The organism is Nocardia noduli, from assembly GCF_019038455.1.
In the GTDB taxonomy this organism is placed as follows: domain Bacteria; phylum Actinomycetota; class Actinomycetes; order Mycobacteriales; family Mycobacteriaceae; genus Nocardia; species Nocardia noduli.
Genome location: NZ_JAFMPL010000127.1, coordinates 1 through 20,599 on the forward strand (window position 1 = coordinate 1; position 20,599 = coordinate 20,599).

The 20,599-nt window shown below is 67.0% G+C and carries 24 protein-coding genes and 1 tRNA gene; 11 read left to right on the top strand and 14 right to left on the bottom strand.

Features of this window, described 5'->3' with window-relative positions:
• Nucleotides 1-177: 177 nt before the first annotated feature.
• The 4 genes from rhuM (JZ792_RS42430) to JZ792_RS36545 form a co-directional block, all read right to left on the bottom strand.
• Nucleotides 178-549, bottom strand: coding sequence for a RhuM family protein (rhuM, locus tag JZ792_RS42430; RefSeq protein WP_254190836.1), 372 nt, complete (start codon nt 547-549; stop codon nt 178-180).
• A complete protein-coding gene (gene rhuM / locus JZ792_RS42435; protein WP_308165598.1) occupies nt 540-1,238 on the bottom strand; it encodes a RhuM family protein in 699 nt (232 codons plus the stop codon). The genes rhuM (JZ792_RS42430) and rhuM (JZ792_RS42435) overlap by 10 nt, the downstream gene beginning before the upstream one ends.
• Nucleotides 1,239-1,755: 517 nt before the next feature.
• A tRNA-Pro gene (locus JZ792_RS36540) sits at nt 1,756-1,829 on the bottom strand.
• Nucleotides 1,830-1,889: 60 nt separating this feature from the next.
• Complete coding sequence (locus JZ792_RS36545; RefSeq protein ID WP_216917472.1) at nt 1,890-2,771, bottom strand: DUF8017 domain-containing protein; 882 nt, start codon at nt 2,769-2,771, stop codon at nt 1,890-1,892.
• A gap of 22 nt (nt 2,772-2,793) precedes the next feature.
• Between JZ792_RS36545 and JZ792_RS36550 the strand changes: the two genes are divergently transcribed.
• On the top strand, nt 2,794-3,207 hold the full coding sequence (locus JZ792_RS36550) for a hypothetical protein (RefSeq protein WP_216917473.1): 414 nt from the start codon (nt 2,794-2,796) through the stop codon (nt 3,205-3,207).
• Nucleotides 3,208-3,303: 96 nt separating this feature from the next.
• Nucleotides 3,304-3,486 (top strand): hypothetical protein, encoded by a 183-nt coding sequence (locus JZ792_RS36555; RefSeq protein ID WP_216917474.1) that lies wholly within the window; start codon nt 3,304-3,306, stop codon nt 3,484-3,486.
• 457 nt (nt 3,487-3,943) lie between these two features.
• Here the strand turns inward: JZ792_RS36555 and JZ792_RS36560 are convergent, their stop codons facing one another.
• Nucleotides 3,944-4,906 carry a metallophosphoesterase gene (locus JZ792_RS36560; RefSeq protein WP_216917475.1) on the bottom strand — a complete coding sequence of 321 codons (963 nt, stop codon included), beginning with the start codon at nt 4,904-4,906 and terminating at the stop codon, nt 3,944-3,946.
• A gap of 145 nt (nt 4,907-5,051) precedes the next feature.
• On the opposite strand from JZ792_RS36560, the gene JZ792_RS36565 reads away from it, so the two are divergent.
• On the top strand, nt 5,052-5,516 hold the full coding sequence (locus tag JZ792_RS36565; protein WP_216917476.1) for a GatB/YqeY domain-containing protein: 465 nt from the start codon (nt 5,052-5,054) through the stop codon (nt 5,514-5,516).
• Between the two features lie 185 nt (nt 5,517-5,701).
• Here JZ792_RS36565 and JZ792_RS36570 read toward each other — a convergent pair whose 3' ends face one another.
• The gene (locus JZ792_RS36570) at nt 5,702-8,056 is read right to left on the bottom strand and encodes a penicillin-binding protein (RefSeq protein ID WP_216917477.1); all 2,355 of its coding nucleotides are present in this window, start codon (nt 8,054-8,056) and stop codon (nt 5,702-5,704) included.
• A gap of 373 nt (nt 8,057-8,429) precedes the next feature.
• On the opposite strand from JZ792_RS36570, the gene JZ792_RS36575 reads away from it, so the two are divergent.
• The gene (locus JZ792_RS36575) at nt 8,430-8,753 is read left to right on the top strand and encodes a WhiB family transcriptional regulator (RefSeq protein WP_054816825.1); all 324 of its coding nucleotides are present in this window, start codon (nt 8,430-8,432) and stop codon (nt 8,751-8,753) included.
• A gap of 99 nt (nt 8,754-8,852) precedes the next feature.
• Here JZ792_RS36575 and bagB read toward each other — a convergent pair whose 3' ends face one another.
• Nucleotides 8,853-10,004: an ATPase BagB gene (bagB, locus tag JZ792_RS36580; RefSeq protein ID WP_216917478.1), complete on the bottom strand. Its 1,152-nt coding sequence runs from the start codon at nt 10,002-10,004 to the stop codon at nt 8,853-8,855.
• A complete protein-coding gene (bagA, locus tag JZ792_RS36585; RefSeq protein ID WP_216917479.1) occupies nt 10,004-11,023 on the bottom strand; it encodes an ATPase BagA in 1,020 nt (339 codons plus the stop codon). Before bagA ends, bagB begins: the two co-directional genes overlap by 1 nt.
• 146 nt (nt 11,024-11,169) lie before the next feature.
• Here bagA and sp36 point away from each other — a divergent pair, with 146 nt between their 5' ends.
• From sp36 to JZ792_RS36600, 3 genes are read left to right on the top strand one after another with little or no spacing between them, the layout of a single operon-like run.
• On the top strand, nt 11,170-11,334 hold the full coding sequence (gene sp36 / locus JZ792_RS36590; RefSeq protein ID WP_109522717.1) for a Sp36 family protein: 165 nt from the start codon (nt 11,170-11,172) through the stop codon (nt 11,332-11,334).
• Between the two features lie 3 nt (nt 11,335-11,337).
• Nucleotides 11,338-11,811 (top strand): RidA family protein, encoded by a 474-nt coding sequence (locus JZ792_RS36595; protein WP_216917480.1) that lies wholly within the window; start codon nt 11,338-11,340, stop codon nt 11,809-11,811.
• Nucleotides 11,812-11,854: 43 nt separating this feature from the next.
• Complete coding sequence (locus JZ792_RS36600; protein WP_216917481.1) at nt 11,855-12,646, top strand: MBL fold metallo-hydrolase; 792 nt, start codon at nt 11,855-11,857, stop codon at nt 12,644-12,646.
• A gap of 76 nt (nt 12,647-12,722) precedes the next feature.
• Here the strand turns inward: JZ792_RS36600 and JZ792_RS36605 are convergent, their stop codons facing one another.
• A complete protein-coding gene (locus JZ792_RS36605) occupies nt 12,723-13,397 on the bottom strand; it encodes a Crp/Fnr family transcriptional regulator (RefSeq protein ID WP_216917482.1) in 675 nt (224 codons plus the stop codon).
• A gap of 167 nt (nt 13,398-13,564) precedes the next feature.
• A complete protein-coding gene (locus tag JZ792_RS36610; protein ID WP_109523190.1) occupies nt 13,565-13,792 on the bottom strand; it encodes a hypothetical protein in 228 nt (75 codons plus the stop codon).
• Between the two features lie 187 nt (nt 13,793-13,979).
• Between JZ792_RS36610 and nth the strand changes: the two genes are divergently transcribed.
• The 4 genes from nth to JZ792_RS36630 all read left to right on the top strand — a co-directional run bounded on the left by nth (nt 13,980) and on the right by JZ792_RS36630 (nt 17,377).
• Complete coding sequence (gene nth / locus JZ792_RS36615; RefSeq protein WP_308165600.1) at nt 13,980-14,732, top strand: endonuclease III; 753 nt, start codon at nt 13,980-13,982, stop codon at nt 14,730-14,732.
• A 5-nt stretch (nt 14,733-14,737) separates the two neighbouring features.
• On the top strand, nt 14,738-15,370 hold the full coding sequence (locus tag JZ792_RS36620) for a TlpA family protein disulfide reductase (RefSeq protein WP_216917489.1): 633 nt from the start codon (nt 14,738-14,740) through the stop codon (nt 15,368-15,370).
• A 97-nt stretch (nt 15,371-15,467) separates the two neighbouring features.
• Nucleotides 15,468-16,187, top strand: coding sequence for an NUDIX hydrolase (locus JZ792_RS36625; protein WP_216917484.1), 720 nt, complete (start codon nt 15,468-15,470; stop codon nt 16,185-16,187).
• Nucleotides 16,184-17,377, top strand: a complete 1,194-nt coding sequence (locus JZ792_RS36630; RefSeq protein WP_216917485.1) for a MarP family serine protease — start codon at nt 16,184-16,186, stop codon at nt 17,375-17,377. Before JZ792_RS36625 ends, JZ792_RS36630 begins: the two co-directional genes overlap by 4 nt.
• A 15-nt stretch (nt 17,378-17,392) precedes the next feature.
• Here the strand turns inward: JZ792_RS36630 and JZ792_RS36635 are convergent, their stop codons facing one another.
• The 4 genes from JZ792_RS36635 to JZ792_RS36650 form a co-directional block, all read right to left on the bottom strand.
• Entirely contained in the window at nt 17,393-18,328 is a 936-nt protein-coding gene (locus JZ792_RS36635) for an alpha/beta fold hydrolase (RefSeq protein WP_216917486.1), read from the bottom strand.
• Between the two features lie 83 nt (nt 18,329-18,411).
• Nucleotides 18,412-18,924: a phage holin family protein gene (locus tag JZ792_RS36640; protein ID WP_216917487.1), complete on the bottom strand. Its 513-nt coding sequence runs from the start codon at nt 18,922-18,924 to the stop codon at nt 18,412-18,414.
• Nucleotides 18,925-19,010: 86 nt separating this feature from the next.
• Entirely contained in the window at nt 19,011-20,228 is a 1,218-nt protein-coding gene (nhaA, locus tag JZ792_RS36645; protein WP_216917488.1) for a Na+/H+ antiporter NhaA, read from the bottom strand.
• 161 nt (nt 20,229-20,389) lie between these two features.
• On the bottom strand, nt 20,390-20,599 hold a 210-nt coding region (locus JZ792_RS36650; RefSeq protein ID WP_438804427.1), incomplete at its 5' end, for an AMP-binding enzyme.

The window sequence follows — 20,599 nt, forward strand, 5'->3', positions numbered from 1 at the left end:
ACCGCCGCCAATCCCCCTGGATCCACCTCGCCCTCTTCTTCCTCACCGCAGGCATCGGCAACGTCCTCTACGCCCGCCGCGTCTCGGCCTGGAATCACGAGCAGGCGCGGTAACCGTCGCTACGGCTCTCGATCGCCGGAACGATCTCGGCTGAGCGGTTTCCGTTGCGCCACAGAGTTATTTGCGGTTTTCGATTTCCGCCTGAATCGTTTCCAGTTCGGCGATACCGGCGACCGCGTCCTCTTCAGCTCGTCGTCGAGCATCGAACTCGGAATAGGCGGTGACGGCGATCTCGCTGGCGTTCGCGCCGGAGACACTGCCCGGGCCGTGCAGGACGCGACGTTCGTTGAACTGGAGGAATTTGTCGGTCATGGTCACCCAGTCCGCCATCAGGGTCTGCTCACGGCGCTCCGCACGGTCCTCGGCATAGTCGAGGAACATGGTGGTCAGCCGCGCGAGCTGCGCCGCTTCGGCTTCGGTGAGATAGTTCTTCGCGATATCGACGTCGCCCTTGCGCACCGCCTTGCCCTTCCAACTCGTCAAACCCATGTTCGGTTTCTCCGCGTCGCATCGCGAGACGACCAGTTCCGCGCGGCGGTCCGGCCGGTGACCGCGTACAGCAACTTGTTCTGGATAGTCGCGAAGAACGTCTTGGCGACATCGCTTTTCGGATCGTAGTCCGCACTGGAGGCGGCGAAGACATCTCGGACTTTGAGGTAGAACCGCTTCTCGGACGCGCGGATCTCGCGAATCCGTTGGAGCAACTCATCGAAATAGTCGGCCCCCTGGGGGTCCTTCAAGCGGGCGTCGTTCATGGCGAACCCCTTGACGAGGTATTCGCGCAGTACGGTGTTCGCCCACTGGCGGAACTGAATCCCGCGTTGTGACCGGACCCGGTAGCCCACCGCCAGGATGAGTTCGAGTCGGTAGGTTTTCAAGCTCCGTCGAACCTGTCGACCACCCTCGGTGCGAACTTGTAAGAATTCCTTACAAGTTGCTGTCTCCTCGAGTTCGTCGTCCTCGTAGATCGCTCTGATCAGTTGAGTGACAGCTTGTGGTGAGATTCGAAAAAGCTCCGCCATCTGCGCTTGGGTCAACCAGACCGTGCCTTCGATCGTCCTGAGCTGGACCTCTGCGCGACCGTCTTCGGTCCGGTAGACGATGAAGTCGGAAGAGGGGGCCGATGGCAGCGGCCCGTCAGGGCTGATCTGCGATGGATCGCCGCCGAGATTGGTCACTACTGTCAACTCCTACCGCGTACGAGGCAGAAGGTAGCGAGGTCCGAGCGGGAGAACGGCAGCGCAACCACCCGGTAGTGACGATGGGGGTCATCGTTCGAAATCTGGGCGTCCGACCGAAGACGTGCCAGATCCTTTTGCTGGAGTTCGCCTCCGGGCTGAGCCTCGGCGCTTCCGGGATCGTCTCATAACGATCCGGCATCAATTTTAGAGGTCGGTATTCGCTGGTCCAAATTGCGGCCGCGTGTCGCGCCACCTCCGCGGGAGTCGGCGAGACGCGAACTCTGTACGGTTTCGCCTGGAATCGCTTCAGTGGGAGATCGTCGGCCTCATGCTGAAGAATCGAGGGCGGTGCCGTGGTCGAGTAAGTATGTCGTTGTCGAGAGCGGTTGCGGAACAGCATCATCGAGCCGATCGAGCGGAAGACGATACTCGGACGGAATGTCTGTCGACGGAAAGCAGAAGAGGCCCTGACCGTGGAACGGTCAGGGCCTCTTCTTGTGTCTCAACCAACACGTCGGGGTGACAGGATTTGAACCTGCGACCTCTTCGTCCCGAACGAAGCGCGCTACCAAGCTGCGCCACACCCCGTGAAGCGAACCTGCAGTAGCTTACAACAGGGAAGGTCCAGACGTTAAACCCGCAGGTCAGTCAGGTTCCGTGAGGGCGGATGCTGGCGAATATGCGGCGGGCGGTGTCGGGGTCGACGGCCTTGGGGACGCCGGTGTCGGCGGCGATGACCATGACGAAACTACCGGTTTCGGCGGTGGTGGCGAAGGTGTAGATGGAGTACTCGGTGGCGCAGCCGGGTTTCGCGTCGGTGATGGTGCCCCTGGTCTCGACGAATACGCCGTGGCGGCTTCCGTCGAGGGAGTCCAGTGGTTGGGCCGGGCCGGGGGTGCCGCCGGTAGGGGAGCCGGGGTAGGCGGCTTTGGCCGCGCGGGTGCCGAGTTGTGTTGCGGCGGTGGCGGAATCGGCGTCGTCGGTGCCGGTGAGGAAGGAGACCGTTCGGGTCGAACCGGGGCAGTAGTTCTTGCCCTCGGTGGCGTAGCCTTTGCCGCCGACCGAATGCGGCGGACTGCCGAAACCGCCCGAATGTTCGGGAGCGGACACCGTCCAATCCGCGGGGACGTCGTAGGCCGCGCCGCTGTCGGGGGCGACGACCACCTGGTAGCCGGGGACCACCGGGGTCTCATTGCTGACGGCAGCCGCGGCCTTGGGGCTTGTGGCCGGTCTGATCGACGTGGTCAGCGCGCTGACCAGGCCGGGAGTCGGATCATTGCTGCCGGGGTCGCCGCCGCGCTTTCCGGCCGCCGTGGCGAGACCAACCCCGGCGACGAGAAGCGCGACCGCCACCCCGGCGGCGAGTACGAGCCGTCGCCTGCCCCGCCTCGGCTGCTGGATCGAGTCGGACGGAAAAGCGCGCGCCCCGAACCGCCACTCGTCGAATTCACCCGGGGCGGTGCCGAAACCGTGGTGGGTCGGGGGGATCGAGCCGGACGAAGGTGGGGGCGCAGGTGTACCCGCGCCCACCTGCCACTCTCGTGAGCCGGGTATGGAGGTCGATGATTCCCACGCACGCGGTTGCCATCCGTCCGATGCCGATGCCGATGCCGATGCCGATGCGGGCACTGACGGTGACGTCATGACTGGTGCGGGCACTGATGGCGATGTCGTCACCGATGCGGGTCCTGGTGTGGATGCCGGTGCTGACGCCGATGTCGGCATCGATGGCGACGTCGGCACTGAGGCTGGTGTCGAGGCCGGTGCCGGTATTGGCGTCGAGGCTGGTGCCGAGTCCAGTACCGAGGCTGATGTCGTCACCGATCTCGGTGTCGAGGCTGATGTCGTTACGGATGTCGTCGCCATCGCCATCGCCGTTGTCGGTGTCGAGGCTCGTGTCGGTGTCGATGCCGGAGCGCTCGCGTACGAAGTGGGGTCGGGCGCCGCGGTCGTATCCGGTGCGTGAAAGGAGCTTCGCCCCAGGTCTGAAACCGAACCTGCGGCCGACGCGTAGGTTGCGGCCGAAGCGGACACCGGAACGCTGAGGTCCGATGCCGTCGGAGTGCTGGGTTCCGACACCGACGCTGACACCGACGCCGGAGCGCTGGATTCCGACGACACCGGCGCCGCCGACGTTGTCGAACCGGAATACGCCGACCCACGGACGGGATTCCACTCCGGCTGGGCCAGGACAGCGCTTCCAGCCGACTCGTGGATCACCCCGAATGGACTGTGCCCCTGCTGATCCGTGACGAACCCCGGTCCGGACGAGGCATGCACCCCGGCGATATTCCCGTGCGACACAGCGCTCACCGGAGGCGGCATGTCCACCGGCGCCCCGAACGGATTTCGCGAGTCGACGGCCCCGGGTGCGTGCGCCGGTACACCGAAAGCCGTGTCGCCGTACACGTTCGTCTCGGCACGGGCAGTAGGCACGGTGTCTACCGGGCTGTCGAGGGCTGAATCCGGCCGTCCCCCAACGGGTACCGCGCGGACATCCGCGCCGGACGAAGGTCTGCCCGCGCTGTCGCTCACCACCGCGCCCCACCGACGGCCTCGGCCGTGACGAAGAGTGCTCTACCCCTGGAAAGTCTCACGTTCGTCGTTCCCCTGCTCCGACATCAAGTCTCGGCACGCGACCTTACAGCGTTCGTCCCCGTCGACGCACCCCGCGCCGAATGCTCGCCCCCGTTCGGCGCGTTTCAGCGCGCGACGGCCTCGGAGGTCGAAATCCCGTGGTCGGTCGCGGCGCTGGGGCGCTTCGGCGGTGCGGCGACCAGGGTGAGCAGGGTCGCCTCGGGGCGGCAGCAGAAGCGGTAGGGGGCCCACGGCGACGTGCCGATACCCGCGGAGACGTGCAGCTGGGTGTGTTCGCCCCACTGCGACGGGCCCTTCACGCGGGATTTGTCGATACCGCAGTTGGTGACGAGCGCGCCGTAACCGGGCAGCACCAGCTGGCCGCCGTGGGTGTGACCCGCCATGACGAGGTCGTAGCCGTCGGTGGCGAAACGATCGAGCACGCGGGGCTCGGGCGAATGCGTCAGGCCGATCCGAAGATCGGCGAGCGGATTGGGAGCCCCCGCCACGGTGTCGTAGCGGTCGCGCTGAAGATGCGGGTCGTCGACGCCCGCTGTGGCGATGCGGATTCCGGAAACCTCGAGATCGCGCCGCACGTGGGTGAGGTCGAGCCAGCCGCGTTCGGTGAAGACGGCGCGCAGATCCTTCCACGGCAGCGGGGCGCCGTAGACGCGACGATGGTTCTTGTTGAAGTACTTCGCGGGGTTCTTGGGCACCGGCGCGAAGTAGTCGTTGCTGCCGAATACGAAAAGGCCGGGGCGGGAGAGTAATCCGCCGAGCGCCTGGACCACCGCTGGCACCGATTTCAGATGCGAGAGGTTGTCGCCGGTATTGACGACCAGATCTGGTTCCAGCCGATCGAGCTCACGCAGCCACTGCTGCTTGAGTTTCTGTCCCGGCATCATGTGCAGGTCGCTGATGTGCAACACCCGTAGGCTCGACGAACCGGGTTGCAGAACCGGCATCGTCGCCTCGCGCAGGATGAACGCGTTGCGTTCGACGAGGGAGGCGTAGCCGACTCCGGCCACCGCGGCTCCGACAGCGCCCAGCGCGGTACGGCGGACAACGGAAGTCGAGATTACGGGCATTTGCCCAGCATAGGTGAGCCCGGCGCGGAACGCCGAGTGTGTTTCGGCACGGTGTCGTATTTGCCCGGTCCGGCCTGTGCCCGCGACACCGTGCCGGGCAGTAAATATGTGGGCGGTGCAGGGACGACCGGCTACGGTTGGGCCCATGTCGGAACTCAAAGCGAGGCTGCGGACGGATATGACCGCCGCGATGAAAGCCAAGGACAAGTTGCGCTTGGCCACGTTGCGCATGCTGCTGGCCGCGATCCAGACCGCCGAGGTCGCCGGTTCGCAGTCGCGCGAACTCTCCGACGCCGAGGTCGTCTCCGTATTGCAGAAAGAGGCGAAGAAGCGCAGCGAGGCCGCCGAGGTCTTCACGCAGGCCGGGCGTGGCGAGCTGGCGGCGAACGAGCACGCCGAGGCCAGGATCATCGACGACTATCTGCCGACACAGCTCACCGAAGCCGAGGTCGCCGATATCGCCGACACGGCGATCGCCCAGGTCGCCGAGCAGAACGGCGAACGCCCCGGCATGCGGCAGATGGGACAGGTCATGAAGATCGCCACCGCGCTCGCCGAGGGCAAGGCCGATGGTTCGCGCCTCTCGGCCGCCGTCAAAGCCCGCCTCTGAGTGCACCCGGCGAACCCGAAGGCGCCACCACCCGCGAACAGGTTCGGAGTGGGCGCCCTCAGGGTTCGCGGCCGTCTTGCTACTCGGCGTCCGAAGCGCATGCGCCGCAGGCGCGAGTCTCGGACGCCGAGTAGCAAGACCGAGGGGCCGCGAACCACGCCGCACCAGCGGCCAAAATTGCAGCTCTACCTCGGCCACCAGGGCGGTAGCGGAAGTCCGGGCGGTAGCGCGGGCGGTGCGGGGGCACCCGGTGTCGGCCCCGGTGCGGGTGCCGCGCGTTGGGTGCCGTCACTGATGTAGATGGTGACCACCGAGCCCGGAATGGCCGAACCGTTGGGCGCGCTGCTCATGACGCTGCCCTTGGGCAGCGAGCCGTTGCCGTTCACCGCCTGCACCTGGAATCCCGCCGCGACCAGCGCGGCGGTCGCCTCACCCTGCGGCATGCCGGTGACATCGGGAACCTGTGCCTGATTCGAGCCGCGGACGTACTTGTCGTCCAGTGGCGGCAGTACCGGCGCCGGGAATTTCTCGACCACCGGTTTGATCGCGTTGAACCAGGTGCGGGCGGGTTCGTTACCGCCGAACAGGTCACCGCTGCCGCAGCTGCGCAGCGGGAACGAGCAGATCTCGCCCGGCGTCGGGCTGTCACCGTAGACGTAGGCGGCGCCCGCGAGCGAGTTGGTGAATCCGAGGAATGCCGAGGAACGGTGGCTTTCGGTGGTTCCCGTCTTACCGGACAGCGGCCAGTTCCAGCCGCTGGCCCGCGCCGCACCCGCGGCGGTGCCGCTGGTGTCGTCCTTGCTCATCGCGTTGGCGAGGGTGTTCGCCAGACCCGGCTCGACGACCTGCTCGCAGGCCTGCTGGGTCAGCGGAACCTGTTTGCCGCCACGATCGATGACCTCTTTGATCGGCGACGGCGGGCACCACCGGCCGCCGGAGGCCAGCGTCGCGGCCACATTGGACAGTTCGAGCGGGTTGATCGCCACCGGTCCCAGGGTGAACGAGCCGAGGTTCTGCTCCTTCACCATGTCGGCGAGGCTCTGGTTGCCGTGACCGGAACTTCCGGCTTCGGTGAACGAGCGCATGCCCAGCCGGACGGCCATGTCGACTGTCGGCGTCACGCCGACGGCCTGGATGAGTTTGACGAACGCGGTGTTCGGCGAGGTCGCCAGCGCCTCGGTGACCGACATCGGCGACTTGTACTTACCCGCGTTCTCGACGCAGTAGGTGGCGGGCGGGCACCCGCGCGCACCGCCGTTGCCGAGGCCCTTGGCGTCGAAGCGGCCGGGGACGTCGAGTTCGGCGTTGATCCCCATCCCCTTCTCCATGGCCGCGGCCGTGGTGAAGACCTTGAAGATCGAGCCCGCGCCGTCGCCGACCATCGAATAGGGCTGCGGCTGCACCGTCTCGTTGGTGTCGCGGTTGAGGCCGTAGGTGCGGCTGCTGCCCATGGCGACGAGCGGATGGGAGTCCGCGCCGGGCGCGATGATCGACATGACCTCGGCGATGTCGTCGAGGTTGGGATTGGCGGCCTCGGCCAACGAACGCTGCACCGAATCCTGAACGGCCGGGTCGAGGGTGGTCTTGATCAGATACCCGCCCTTGTCGATCTGTTCGCGGCTGATTCCGGCGTTGGCCAGGTATTGCAGCGCGTAGTCGCAGAAGAAGCCGCGATCCTTGGCCGCGATGCAGCCGCGCGGCAGGCCCTTGGGCTCGGGCAGCACGCCGAGCGGCTCGGCCTTGGCCCTGCGGAATTCGTCCGCGCGGTTGGGGATGTTCTGGATCATGGTGTCCAGCACGGTGTTGCGACGCGCGAGCACGCCCTCGGTATTGGTGTAGGGGTTCAGCTTGGAACTGGACTGCACCATGCCGGCCAGCATCGCGGCCTGCCCGACCTTGAGGTCGGCGGCGTCGACGCCGAAGTAGGTCTGCGCGGCATCCTGAATGCCGTAGGAGGAGTTACCGAACGGCACCAGGTTCAGGTACCTGGTGAGGATCTCCTCTTTGGTGAGTTCGCGGTCCAGCGTCAGCGCCATCCGGATCTCACGGATCTTGCGGGCCGGGGTGGTCTCGATGGCCGCGCGCCGTTCGGCGTCGGTCTTGGCGACGACGAGCAGCTGGAAGTTCTTGACGTATTGCTGGTCCAACGTCGATGCGCCCTGCTGGACCTCGCCGCTGCTGGTGTTGGTGAGGAACGCGCGTAGCGTGCCCTGCCAGTCGACGCCCTCGTGTTCGGAGAATCGTCGGTCCTCGATGGACACGATCGCCAACTTCATGTCGTTGGAGATCTTGTCGCTCGGGACTTCGAACCGGCGCTGCTCGTACAGCCAGGCAATCGGCGCACCCGTCGAGTCGACCATGGTCGAGACCGCGGGGACGGTGCCCTCGACCAGTTCGGAGGAGACATTGTCGACGGCGTCGGCGGCACGGTTGGATACGAATCCGAAACCGCCCGCGAGCGGGAACAAGAGACCGGCGACGAGCACTGCGGCCAACGCGCAGCTGCCAGTCAGCTTCGCGAGCGTATGTGTGATCGGCACGGCTCCCAGACTACGGGGTTCGCTCGCCACCGCTCGCACGAGTGTTTGCCGGTTCTCGGGGAATTCCCGATATCGCGATCACGGACGGGCGTGTCGCGCTCTCGACCTCGGCGTGTCGCGAGCCGGGTAACCGCGTGGCGAGCCGACCGACCGGTTCTCTACCACGGCCCGCAGGGACGCACGTACCAGTAAAACTCGAGACGGTCTTGCGCTGAGCCCATACCTTTACCTAGATTGAGAACCCAGTGTGATAGAGCTAACACTCAAAGTGGAATGTGGTGCAGTTCGCAGCGGGGTACGGGTTGCTGCGAGGCTGTCACGCGATTCTGGAGCGCCGATGACCCGGTGTTCGGACTGCAAAGGGGCACACCAAATGCACATGACAACCCCCATCGCTCGATTGGACGTGGAGCAGGCCGAAGCGAGAATCGCCTGGGTAGCCCAGGCTCGATGCAAGGAAGTAGACCCCGATCAGCTGTTCGTCCGTGGTGCGGCGCAGCGCAAGGCCGCGACGATCTGCAGGCATTGCCCGGTGCTCATGCAGTGCGGCGCCGATGCCCTCGACAACCGGGTCGAGTTCGGGGTGTGGGGTGGCATGACGGAGAGACAGCGGCGCGCGCTGCTGAAACAACATCCCGAGGTGACGTCGTGGGCCGATTTCTTCCAGGCCCAGCGGCAGCATCAAATTGCGATGTAAAGGGGAACCCGGATATCGGAACGAGCCCGCCGCCGCGGGCTCGTTCTCGTTCGTGGCTATAGCGATCGCGACTTAGTGGATAGCGGTGTCCGGTTCGGATCAGGCTGATTCGGGGGCGGTTCCGGTCAACTGATCGCCTACCGCGCGCAGCGCGCGCAGATCCGAGACCTCGAACGGCAGCGCCGTCACGGCGACGATCGGCACCCGGGGATGCGCGCCGGTGAACCGGTGCAGCAGGTGCTGCTCACGCTTGGAAGTCGTCACCCGCTGCGCGTGGATGCGCAGCACCGCGGCGGTGACCGAACCGATGGTGTCCGGTTCGGCCGTCGCGATCTGATCGGCGGCGGTGAGTGCCCGTTCGGCGGGAAGGCCCGCGCACAGCGCGGGGTGGGTCCGGTTCAGCACGAGACCGGCCAGCGGCATGTGTTCGGTGGACAGGCGGTCGACGAAGAACGAGGCCTCGCGCAGCGCGTCCGGTTCCGGGGCAGCGATCACCAGGAAATGGGTGCCGGGTTTGGAGAGCATCGCGTAGGTCCGGTCCGCGCGATCCTGGAATCCGCCGAACAGCGATTCCAGCGATTGCAGGAAATTCGACGCGTCTTTGAGCAGCTGACCGCCGACGATGGTCGAGACGCCGCGCATCGCCAGGCTCATCGCCCCGGTGACGAAGCGGCCGACCCCGCGCCCCGGCGCCATGATCAGCCGAATCATCTTGCCGTTGAGGAAATTACCGAGACGTTTGGGCGCGTCGAGGAAGTCGAGCGCGTTACGCGAGGGCGGGGTGTCGACGACGATCAGATCCCATTCGCGCCGTCCGGCCAGCTGGCCGAGCTTTTCCATCGCCATGTACTCCTGCGTGCCGCCGAAGGAGGACGCGAGGGTCTGGTAGATCGGGTTGGCGAAGATCTGTTCGGCCTTGTCCGGGCTGGTGTGCTCGAGCACCATGTCGTCGAAGGTGCGACGCATGTTCAGCATCATCGCGTGCAGTTCGCCCTCGACCTCGGGGCCGAGTTCGACCCGCTGCGGGGAGTTGTCCAGATCGGCGACGCCGAGTGACTGGGCCAGTCGACGCGCCGGATCGATGGTGAGCACGACGACCTTGCGGCCCCGCTCGGCCGCGCGCAGGGCGATCGCCGCGGCGGTGGTCGTCTTGCCGACGCCGCCCGACCCGCAGCAGACCACGACGCGGGCGGTGCGGTCCTCGATGATCGCCGAGATGTCGAGCGGGACGGGGACTGCCGAGCTGGTCATCAGCGGACTCCCTGCGTGCTCAGGTGCTCGGCCAGTTCGTAGAGGCCGCCCAGGTCCATGCCGTCGGCGAGGGCGGGCAGATACAGCTGGGACACGTCGACTCCGCGCAATTCCTCGGCGCTGGAGTCCTGGGCCTGCAATGTCGCGGCGTGCTCACGGGTCTCGGTGACCAGGCCGCGGAAATCGGCATCGGACAGGATGATCCCGGCCTTCGCGAGTTCGGCGGCGATCGCCTCGGTGTCGATATCGCCCGCGGCCGCGCGGTCGCGGATGTCGGTAGGCAGGAAACCCTCGCTCGCGCGATTCACGATCACGGTGCCGATCCGCAGGTCGTTCGCGGTGAGTTCGGCGACGGCGTCGGCGGTTTCCTGCACGGGTAGCGCCTCGAGCAGGGTGACCAGATGGATGAGGGTCTGATCCGAATGCAGCAGCCGGGAGACGCCGTCGGCCTGCGAGGCGATAGGACCGCCCTTGGCGATCTCGCCCATCGCCTGGGTGACATCGAGGAAACTCGCGATGCGCCCGGTCGGCGGGGCGTCGACGACCACCTCGTCGTAGATCCGTTTCCCCGCCTTATCGGTGCGGACCGCGCATTCCTTGATCTTTCCCGTCACGATCACATCGCGCAGTCCCGGCGCGATCGTGGTGACGAATTCGATCGCGCCCATTCGGCGCATCGCGCGTCCGGCGAATCCGAGGTTGTAGAACATGTCGAGATATTCGAGAAACGCGTGCTCGATATCGAGTGCGAGCGCGACCACTTCGCCGCCGCCGTCCGCCGCGGCGATCCTGGTCTCGGTCGGCGGCAGCGGCGGCAGGTCGAACAACTGCGCGATGGACTGCCTGCTCTCGACCTCGACCAGCAGTACCCGCCTGCCACCGGCGGCGAGTGCGAGTGCCAATGCCCCGGCGACCGTGGACTTCCCCGTCCCGCCTTTTCCGGAGACGAAATGCAGGCGCGCGGTCTCGGCGCGCTCGGGCCACCCCGTCTCCCGCGCAGGCTCTGCCGAAATAGGCACTGCTGTTGGTACTCCCACGAGCGGAGCCTATAACCCGTTCGAGAGGTCCGCCCCGGGGATCCGGTAGACGCGAGGATTTGCGGCCGTTCTGTATCAGACACCGGGGATGCGCCGACGTCACAGGGCAGCGCGCTAGTCTCACCGGTATGAGTGATGTGACCCTGTGGGAGTACGCGACCGTGCCGCTGCTGACGCACGCGACCAAGCAGATTCTCGACCAGTGGGGCGCCGACGGCTGGGAACTGGTGAGCGTGCTTCCCGGCCCCACCGGCGAGCAGCATGTCGCGTACCTGAAGCGCCCGAGGCAGTAGGCCGTGTCCGCCGAAGCCGCCACCTCGTGGCAGAAGAATCTGGACCGGCTCGGGTTGACCCTGCCCGCGGTCGTGCCGCCGGTCGCCGCGTACATCCCGGCCGTGCGCACCGGTTCGCTGGTCTACACCTCGGGCCAGCTGCCCTTCGTCGACGGACAGCTCTCGGCGACGGGTAAAGCGGGCGCCGAGGTCTCCCTCGAACAGGCCGCGGAAGCGGCACGGCTGTGCGCGCTCAACGCGCTGGCCGCAGTGCACGATCTGGTCGGACTCGACAATGTGGTGCGCATTGTGAAGGTCGTCGGATTCGTCGCGTCGGCGCCGGGTTTCAGCGATCAGCCCCTCGTCGTCAACGGCGCGTCGGAATTCCTCGGCGAGGTCTTCGGGGACGCGGGTGTGCACGCGCGTTCGGCCGTCGGTGTGTCCGAACTTCCCAGGAACACCCCGGTCGAAGTCGAACTCATCGCCGAGGTGCGCTAGACACGGTGGTGGACAACGTCTCCCGATCCGATGGGATAAACCGATGACGCTGACACATCCCGCATACGGGCAGCTGCGGCAGGTGACGCCGACAGCGGCGGTCCTGCTGGCCGACAATCCCGGCCAGATGACCCTCGACGGCACCAACACCTGGATCCTGCGTGGAGCGGGATCGTCCGATTTCGTCGTGGTCGATCCCGGCCCGGAAGATCACGCGCACAGCGAGGACATCGCCAGGGTCACCGGTGGCAAGGTCGCGCTCACCCTGATCACGCACCGCCACCACGATCACACCGGCGGTATCGATCGTCTGGTCGAACTCACCGGAAGCCCGGTCCGCGCCACCGACCTCACTTTCCTGCGGGGTTCCTCGGAGCCGCTGGCCGACGGTGAGGTGATCGAGGCCGCGGGCCTGTCCATCGACGTGCTCGCCACCCCCGGCCACACCGGTGACTCGGTCAGTTTCGTCCTGGAGGACGCGGTGCTGACCGGCGACACCATCCTCGGCAGCGGCACCACGGTGCTCGATTCCACCGACGGCACCCTGGCCGACTATCTCGCCTCGCTGGACCGGCTGGTCGCGACGGGCGCGGGCCGGGCCCTGCTGCCCGCGCACGGGCCGGACCATCCGGATCTGGAGCCGATCACCCGGTACTACATCGGGCATCGGCACGAACGGCTGGAGCAGGTCCGCGCGGCACTGCGCGAACTCGGTCCCGACGCGGACACGATGGAAGTGGTCCGCAAGGTCTACGCCGACGTGGACGAGCGACTGTGGCTCGCGGCGAGCAGTTCGGTGCGTGCCCAGCTGGAGTACCTGCGTACGAACGGCTAGGGCGCGCACCCGTAGGAACGCGACGAACCCGCCGACCCAGCGGAGCCCCCGGGTCGGCGGGTTTTTCGTATAGGTCTCAGCGCGCGCGCCGAGCGAGACGCTCGGAGTCGGAGATCAGCACGCTCTTGCCCTCCAGTCGCAGCCAGCCTCGATGCGCGAAATCGGCCAGGGCCTTGTTCACGGTCTCGCGGGAGGCGCCGACCAGCTGGGCGATCTCCTCCTGGGTGAGGTCGTGGGTGACGCGCAGCGCACCCGCTTCCTGCGTGCCGAACCGCTGAGCGAGCTGCAACAGCGCCTTGGCGACCCGGCCGGGAACATCGGTGAAGATGAGGTCGGCCAGGTTGTTGTTGGTGCGACGCAGACGCCGGGCGAGTACCCGGAGCAGCTGTTCGGCGATCTCGGGCCGCTGATCGATCCAGGACTTGAGGGCGTCCCGATCCATCGTGACGGCCCTGACCTCGGTGACGGTCGTCGCGGTGGAGGTACGGGGACCCGGGTCGAAGATCGACAACTCACCGAACATGTCCGAAGGACCCATGATGGTCAGCAGGTTTTCCCGGCCGTCGGGGCTGCGGCGGCCGATCTTCACCTTGCCTGTCGTGATGATGTACAGCCGATCACCGGGTTCGCCCTCATTGAAGATGATGTGTCCGCGTGGAAAATCCACAGGCTGCAGCTGTTTGGCGAGTGCCGCGACCGCGGTGGGCTCTACGCCTTGGAAGATGCCTGCTCTGGCGAGGGCCTCGTCCACGAATGTGCTCCTTAGGGAAATGGCTCTGTCCTGGACCGAAGCGAATCGGCCAACAGCGGAGTCTACGCGGAGTTGGGATCGCCTAGTGACAGACACCACGTAACGACTGGGTTGCGCGGCGTGGCCGATGTGAGTGAGGGGGCTGTCGGGTCGGTGGTCGGCGCGGCTCAGCTTGCCCGCGCGACATCCAATTCTTCACCCCTCGACCGGCGCTTGCGCATCCGGGCCACCGCCGCGGGCAGCCCGAGCTTGGTCAGCTCCTTGACCTCGGCGTTGCTTGCTTTGTCCAAGTACTGCTGAACCTCGGGTTCGGGTTCGAGAAGTTTGCGGAGCCGATTCTCGACCCGCTCCATAAGCAGTGCGAACAGCATCAACACCACTGGGAAGAGCACCACAGCGAGTCCTTGCATAGCGAGGAGTAAACACGGTCCAGGTCTCAGATGGAACACGGGCACCGATCTGGGCGGGATAGGCCCCGGTCGGGTTCCGTATGGTGGACGAGTGCGTGCCACCCCTTCCACCGCCGATGTCGGCGGGTCCGTGCCCGCCGCCGAGGCGACCGATCCGCAACCCGCGGCGGCGGTGGCCCCCAAACGCAAAACCCGGTCGCGACAAGCGGAAACCCCCCTCGGTCTGGTCCGCAGGGCGAGGCGGATGAACCGCACCCTCGCTCGCGCTTTCCCGGACGCGCACTGCGAGCTGGACTTCACGACGCCGCTCGAATTGGCCGTCGCGACAATACTTTCCGCGCAATGCACCGACGTTCGTGTGAACATGACCACCCCCGCGCTGTTCGCCCGCTACCCCGACGCGCGCGCATATGCCGAGGCCAACCGGGCCGAGATGGAGGAATACATCCGGCCGACGGGCTTCTACCGCAACAAGACGAATTCGCTCATCGGTCTCGGTCAGGCACTGCTGGAACATCACGATGGTGAATTGCCTCACACCATGGACGATTTGGTGAAGTTGCCGGGCATCGGCCGCAAAACCGCCAACGTCATCCTCGGCAACGCCTTCGACGTTCCCGGTATCACCGTCGACACCCACTTCGGCCGCCTGGTGCGCCGCTGGCAGTGGACCGACGAGGAGGATCCGGTCAAGGTCGAACACATCGTCGGCGGACTGATCGAACGCAAGGAATGGACCCTGCTGTCGCATCGGGTGATCTTCCACGGCAGACGGGTCTGCCACGCCCGCAAACCCGCCTGCGGAGTCTGCGTCCTGGCGGCGGACTGTCCCTCCTTCGGAGCCGGACCGACCGATCCCGAGTCGGCCGCCAAGCTGGTGAAGGGACCCGAGCGCGAACATCTGCTGGGAATGGTCGGCCTGTGACACGACTGCCGGTCGCCGCGCGACTAGGGCTGGCCGGACTGATCACCGTCGTCGCGCTCGCCGTCGCCCTGTGGCCCCGCGGTGGGAACGATTCGGCGCCGGAACCGCAGGCCCGCCCGAATTCGCTGGTCACCCAGCAACTCCGTGACGAAGCCGGACTCGCGCCGTGTCCGGTCCCGGATACGACCTCCCGACCGCAGGCCGAGACCTCCCCACCGCTCGCGGCGATCCCCCTGACCTGCCTCGCCGATGGACAGCCGGTCGACCTGCTCACCGCGCTCGCGGGTAAACCCGCGCTGCTCAATCTATGGGCGTACTGGTGCGGACCCTGCGCACAGGAGTTGCCATATCTGCAGCAGTACGCACAGCGGGCGGGGAACGCGATTACCGTGCTGACTGTGCACAGCGATCCCGATGAGGACAAGGCGCTGTCCCGGCTGGCGGGACTCGACGTGACCCTGCCCGGCGTTCTCGATCCGGACGCCGCCGTGCGCACCGCCGTCGGCGCGCCGTCGGTACTGCCGATCTCGGTGCTGCTTCGCGCGGACGGATCCGTCGCGGACGTGGTTGTGCGGTCGTTCACCGGGGTCGACGACATCACTGATACCGTCGCGGCACGCTTGGGGGTCACGGCGTGACAGAGGGGATCTCGCAGCGACTGTTGCGGGCGACGAGATCGTTTGCGGAGGTGATGGTGCGCACGTTCACCGGGGCCGGCACGGCCGAGGGGGTGGCATGACGACGTCGACTCCCGCCGATATCCCTCGGTGGTTGCGTTTCGCCACCGAACCCGGCGCAAGCGATGCCGCCGAAACCCTCTCGCTGGCGCGCGCCATCCGTCGTGCCGCGACGATCTCGGGCGAACCGCGACAGGCGGCGGTGCTGGTCCTGTTCGGCGGCTCGGCCGACGGTGATCCGAGCGGACCCGGTGGACTACCCGCCGACGCCGACGTGCTGCTGACCCAGCGCGCGTCCACCATGCGCCAGCATCGCGGGCAGGTCGCCTTCCCCGGCGGTGCGGTCGACGACGACGACAGCGGTCCCATCGCCACCGCGCTGCGCGAGGCGAGCGAGGAGACCGGTCTGGACCCCGCAGGTGTCGAACCCATCGTCGTCCTGCCGAAACTGTTCGTGCCGCCGTCGCGTTTCGATGTGAGCCCGGTGGTCGCCTACTGGCGCGCGCCGAGCGAGGTGCGCGTGGTCGATCAGAGTGAGACCGAGCGGGTGGTGCGCGTTCCGCTCGCCGAACTGCTCGACCCGGCCAACCGGTTCCTCGTCCGCGGCCCGCTCGGCTATCGGAGTCCCGCGTTCCAGGTCGACGGTCTGCTGGTGTGGGGACTCACCGGCGGCATACTCGCCGGACTCTTCGGATCCTCCGGCTGGGAACCGGAATGGGATCGTGACGACGTGCGTGATCTCGAAACCTCGCTCGCCGCCGTGGGAATGACGTTATGAGTTCATCGGCTTGGCTCGATATCGCCGTGATCCTGCTCGCTCTGCTCGCCGCGTCCTCCGGATGGCGGCAGGGCGCGGTCGCCTCGGCGCTGGCTTTTCTCGGTGTGGTGCTCGGCGCGGTCGCCGGCATCCTCATCGCCCCGCACATCCTGGTCCACGTCGACGCGGGCCGCAGGCGCGTGCTCACCGGTGTGCTGCTGATCGTGCTGCTGGTGATCGTCGGCGAGGTCGCGGGGATGGTGCTCGGCCGCGCCGCCCGCGGCAGCATGCGACATCCGTTCACCCGCAGCGTGGACAGCGTGGTCGGCGCCGGACTCCAGGCCGTCGCGGTGCTCGTCACCGCGTGGCTGCTCGCGCTGCCGCTGGCGACCTCGTCGCAGCCCGCGATCGCCACCGCGATCAACGGTTCCAAGGTGCTGACCGACGTCAACCAGGTCGCGCCGAACTGGCTGCGCAAGGTGCCCAACGAATTCTCCAGACTGCTCAACACCTCGGGACTGCCCGATGTCATCGGGCCGTTCGGGCGCGCGCCCATCGCGGCCGTCGAGCCGCCCGATCCGAGCGTGCTCGCCAGCCCCGTCGCGGCCTCGTTGCAGCAGAGCGTGATCCGCATCCGCGGTGTCGCGCCGAGTTGCCAGCGGGCGCTGGAGGGTTCGGGTTTCGTGATCGCGCCGGAACGGGTGATGACCAACGCCCACGTGGTGGCGGGGACAACCAGCGTCGCGGTGGATACGGCTCGCGGCCCGCTCAACGCGACCGTGGTGCTGTTCGATCCGTCCAAGGACGTCGCGGTCCTCGAGGTGCCGGGGCTGACCGCGCCGGTCGTGCCGCAGGCGCCCCAACCCGCCAAATCGGGGGAGAGCGCGATCGTGCTCGGCTACCCCGGCGGCGGCCCGTACACGGCCAGCGCGGCCAGGGTCCGCGAGACCTTGGACCTGACCGGTCCGACGATCTATCGCAACGGCACCGTGGAACGCGAGGTCTACACCGTGCGCGGGCTCGTGCGCGCGGGCAATTCCGGCGGTCCGCTCGTCGATACCGAGGGGCAGGTGCTCGGCATGGTGTTCGGCGCCGCCGTCACCGACGACGACACCGGCTACGTGCTGACACTGGCGGAGGTCCGTCCCGACCTGGAGGCCGCGATCGGCGCGAACACGCCGATCGATACGGGCGCCTGCGTGCTGAGCTGATCCGAACGGATCGGCTCAGCCGAGGAATTTGGCCAGTTCGGCCGTCACCACATCCGGATTCTCCTGATGCGCGAAATGGCCCGCGTCGGGGACGGTGACCAGGCGACGTCGCGGTGACCACTGCTGTCCGCGATGGAACGTCGAGCGCAGCAGATAGGAGTCCGATTCGCCGCGCAGGGCCAGAACCGGGATGTGGATGGGATCGCGCATGGTCGCCATGAATCGGCGTCCGTCCGGCCGCCACTGACTGCGGAAGGCCCAGCGCTGATATTCCAGCGCGCAGTGCGCGACGCCGGGAATCCGGATCGCCGAGCGCATCCGTCGCGCGGTGTCGACGAATTCGGAGGTACCCGCCCACTCGGCGCTGGTGCGCTGCCGCAGCAGTCGTTCCACTTCGAACCCGTCCGCCGAGGTGAGCAGATTCTCCGGATATCTCGGCAATTGGTAGCGCAGGAAATTCGGCAGCCAGGTCGAGCGCTGGTGACTGTCGCGCAGGACCGCGGCCTTGAGCGCCGCCGGATGCGGTGAGCTGACCAGCGCGATCGAGGTGACGAGACGCGGATGCAGTACCGCCGTCGTCCAGCAGACCAGTCCGCCCTCGGCGTGCCCGACCAGGGTCGCCTCGGTGTGGCCGAGCGACCTGACGAGTCCGGCGACATCCCCGGCCAGCGTCCAGCCGTCGTATCCGCGCGGTGGTTTGTCGCTGTCGCCGTAGCCGCGCAGATCCACCGCGACGACCCGGTATCCGAGATCGGCGAGATCGGTCAGCTGGTGCCGCCACGACCACCAGAAATCGGCGAAACCGTGCAGCAGCACCACCAGTCCGGCGTCCTGGCGTTCCGGCGTCGCCTCGACCACGTGGAAGCGTATGCCGTTGGCGCGAACATCCCGGTGTGTCCACGGGCCGTCGTAGCGGACGGTGGACGGATCGGGAATGAGGTTCGACGACACGCCGACCGAGCCTAGTGCGCGCGAAGCGGAGGTGCGCGCGGTGGGCGCGCGGTGCGTGTTTCGCCCGTACACCGGCGGGGCCGCTACTTCTTCAGGGCGAGATGCTCCTCGTGCGCGGACCCGCCGAATCCGCTCGGCAGCACGGTACGCGCCTGCTTGAGCGAATCGATGGTCTTCTCGGGCGCGCGCAACTTCTTGACCCGGCGATAGCCGAGGAAGGCGAGTACGGCCGTCGCCAGCACCATCAGCAGGAACACGATGAGGAACGCCGCCCAGCGCTGCAACCAGACATCGAGCAACTCACCGAGGAAGAAGAAAAAGAAGAAGGAGCTGAACAGCAGCACGGTCAGCGCGAGGATGAAGTAGACGCTGCCCTGCAGCCCCTTCTTGATCTCGCCGGTCACCTCGGCCTTGGCCAGTTCCACTTCGGCCCGAACGAGCGTCGACATCTGCTCGGTGGCGTCGCGGACCAGGCTGCCGAAGCTCGCGGACCCGATCGGGTTGGCATCGGTCAAGGGGATGGAGGTCAGTGACCGGTGCTCCGTATCGGTGCCATTGCCACGCTGTGACCCATTACCGCCTTGGGTGAAACTCACTTGGTCGACCCTTCTCCCTGTCCCGGCACTGCCTCGACTCCATTCGATCCATGGCGTTTCCGTGGCGCTTCGGCTCGCGCCGTCGCCTACTCCGGTTCTAGCGCATCTGCGTCGCGCCGTGCCTGGTGGACACGCCCACGCCGCAACAGTAGCGCCGAACCAGCGAGAGACGCCGCCATCGACGTCACCAACACCGCGGCCTTCGCCAATTCCTCGGCGGAGCCGTCGCCGATATCACCCAGCGCGAGCTCCGCCACAAGAAGGCTAACGGTGAACCCGATCGCGCCGAGCACCGACAGGGCGAACATATCCCGGTAGCCGAGCCCGGCGGGCCGCTTCGCCACACCCAACCGGATTGCCACCCAGCTGATCCCGAAGATGCCGATCGTCTTGCCGAGCAGCAGGCCGAGGATGATGGCCAGCGAGAGCCGGTCGGTGAACAGTTCGCCGAAAACCTCGGCGTTGAGCGGAACACCCGAGGCGAACAGGGCGAACAGCGGGACGCACAGCCCCGCCGACACCGGTTGGATCAGGTGTTCCAGCCGGGTCGCGGGCGCCTGCTCCTCGTCCGGATCCGGTCGCACCCGGGTCAGCAGGCCGAGTGCGACACCGGCCAGCGTCGGATGGATTCCCGCTTCGTGCAGCGCGTACCAACTCAGCAGGGCCAGTGGGACGTACACGAGCGGGGTGCGGATTCTGCGGTGCTGTGCCAGCGCCCACGCGGCACAGCACGCCACCGCGGCGAGTAACCACAGCATCGACAGGGTGGCGGTGAACAGCACCGCGATCAGGATGATGGCGACCAGATCGTCGACGACGGCGAGACTCAGCAGGAATACACGGGCGCTCGCCGGGATTCGCGATCCGGTCATGGCCAGAACCGCCAGGGCGAACGCGATATCGGTCGCGACCGGTATCGCCCATCCGCGATCCATTCCGGGAACTCCGTGGCCGACGGTGAACGCGATGAGCGCGGGGGTGACCACACCGCCGAGCGCCGCGATGATCGGCAGCGCGGCGCGTTTGGGGTCGGCGAGTTCACCGACGACGAGTTCGCGTTTGAGTTCGAGTCCGGCGACGAAGAAGAAGACGGCCAGCAAACCGTCCTTGGTCCAGTCCGCCAGGGTCAGTTCCAGGTGCAGGGGCCCGATCGACAGCACCGTCTCGGTCATGGTGACGTAGCTGTCGCCCCAGGGCGAGTTGATCCACAGCAACGCGATGGCAGCGGCCGCCAGAAGAAGTGTGCCGCCGACGGTTTCGGTCCGTAGGTAGCGGGTGAGTTCCGACCGGACTCGAGTGATCACAGGTTACCTTCCGCGGGGTCGTCCGAGCTGCGGACGCGTGACCCGCCGAATCGACCACCGGGTATTCGCCCGCATGCCGACCAGACTTCCCGGCACACCTCGGGCAAGCCTAACGGATGCGGCGGGTGACTCGGATCGCCACCCGCCGCGTCCGGGTCGGATCAGGCGCGGTCCGCGCGGATCGCCTCGAAGACGGTGGGGTCGACGAGGGTGGAGGTGTCGCCGAGTTGGCGTCCTTCGGCGACGTCGCGGAGGAGTCTGCGCATGATTTTGCCGCTGCGGGTTTTGGGGAGTTCGGGGACGATGTGGATGTCGCGGGGTCGGGCGATGGGGCTGATCTGTGTGGAGACTTGGGCTTTGAGTTCGGTGAT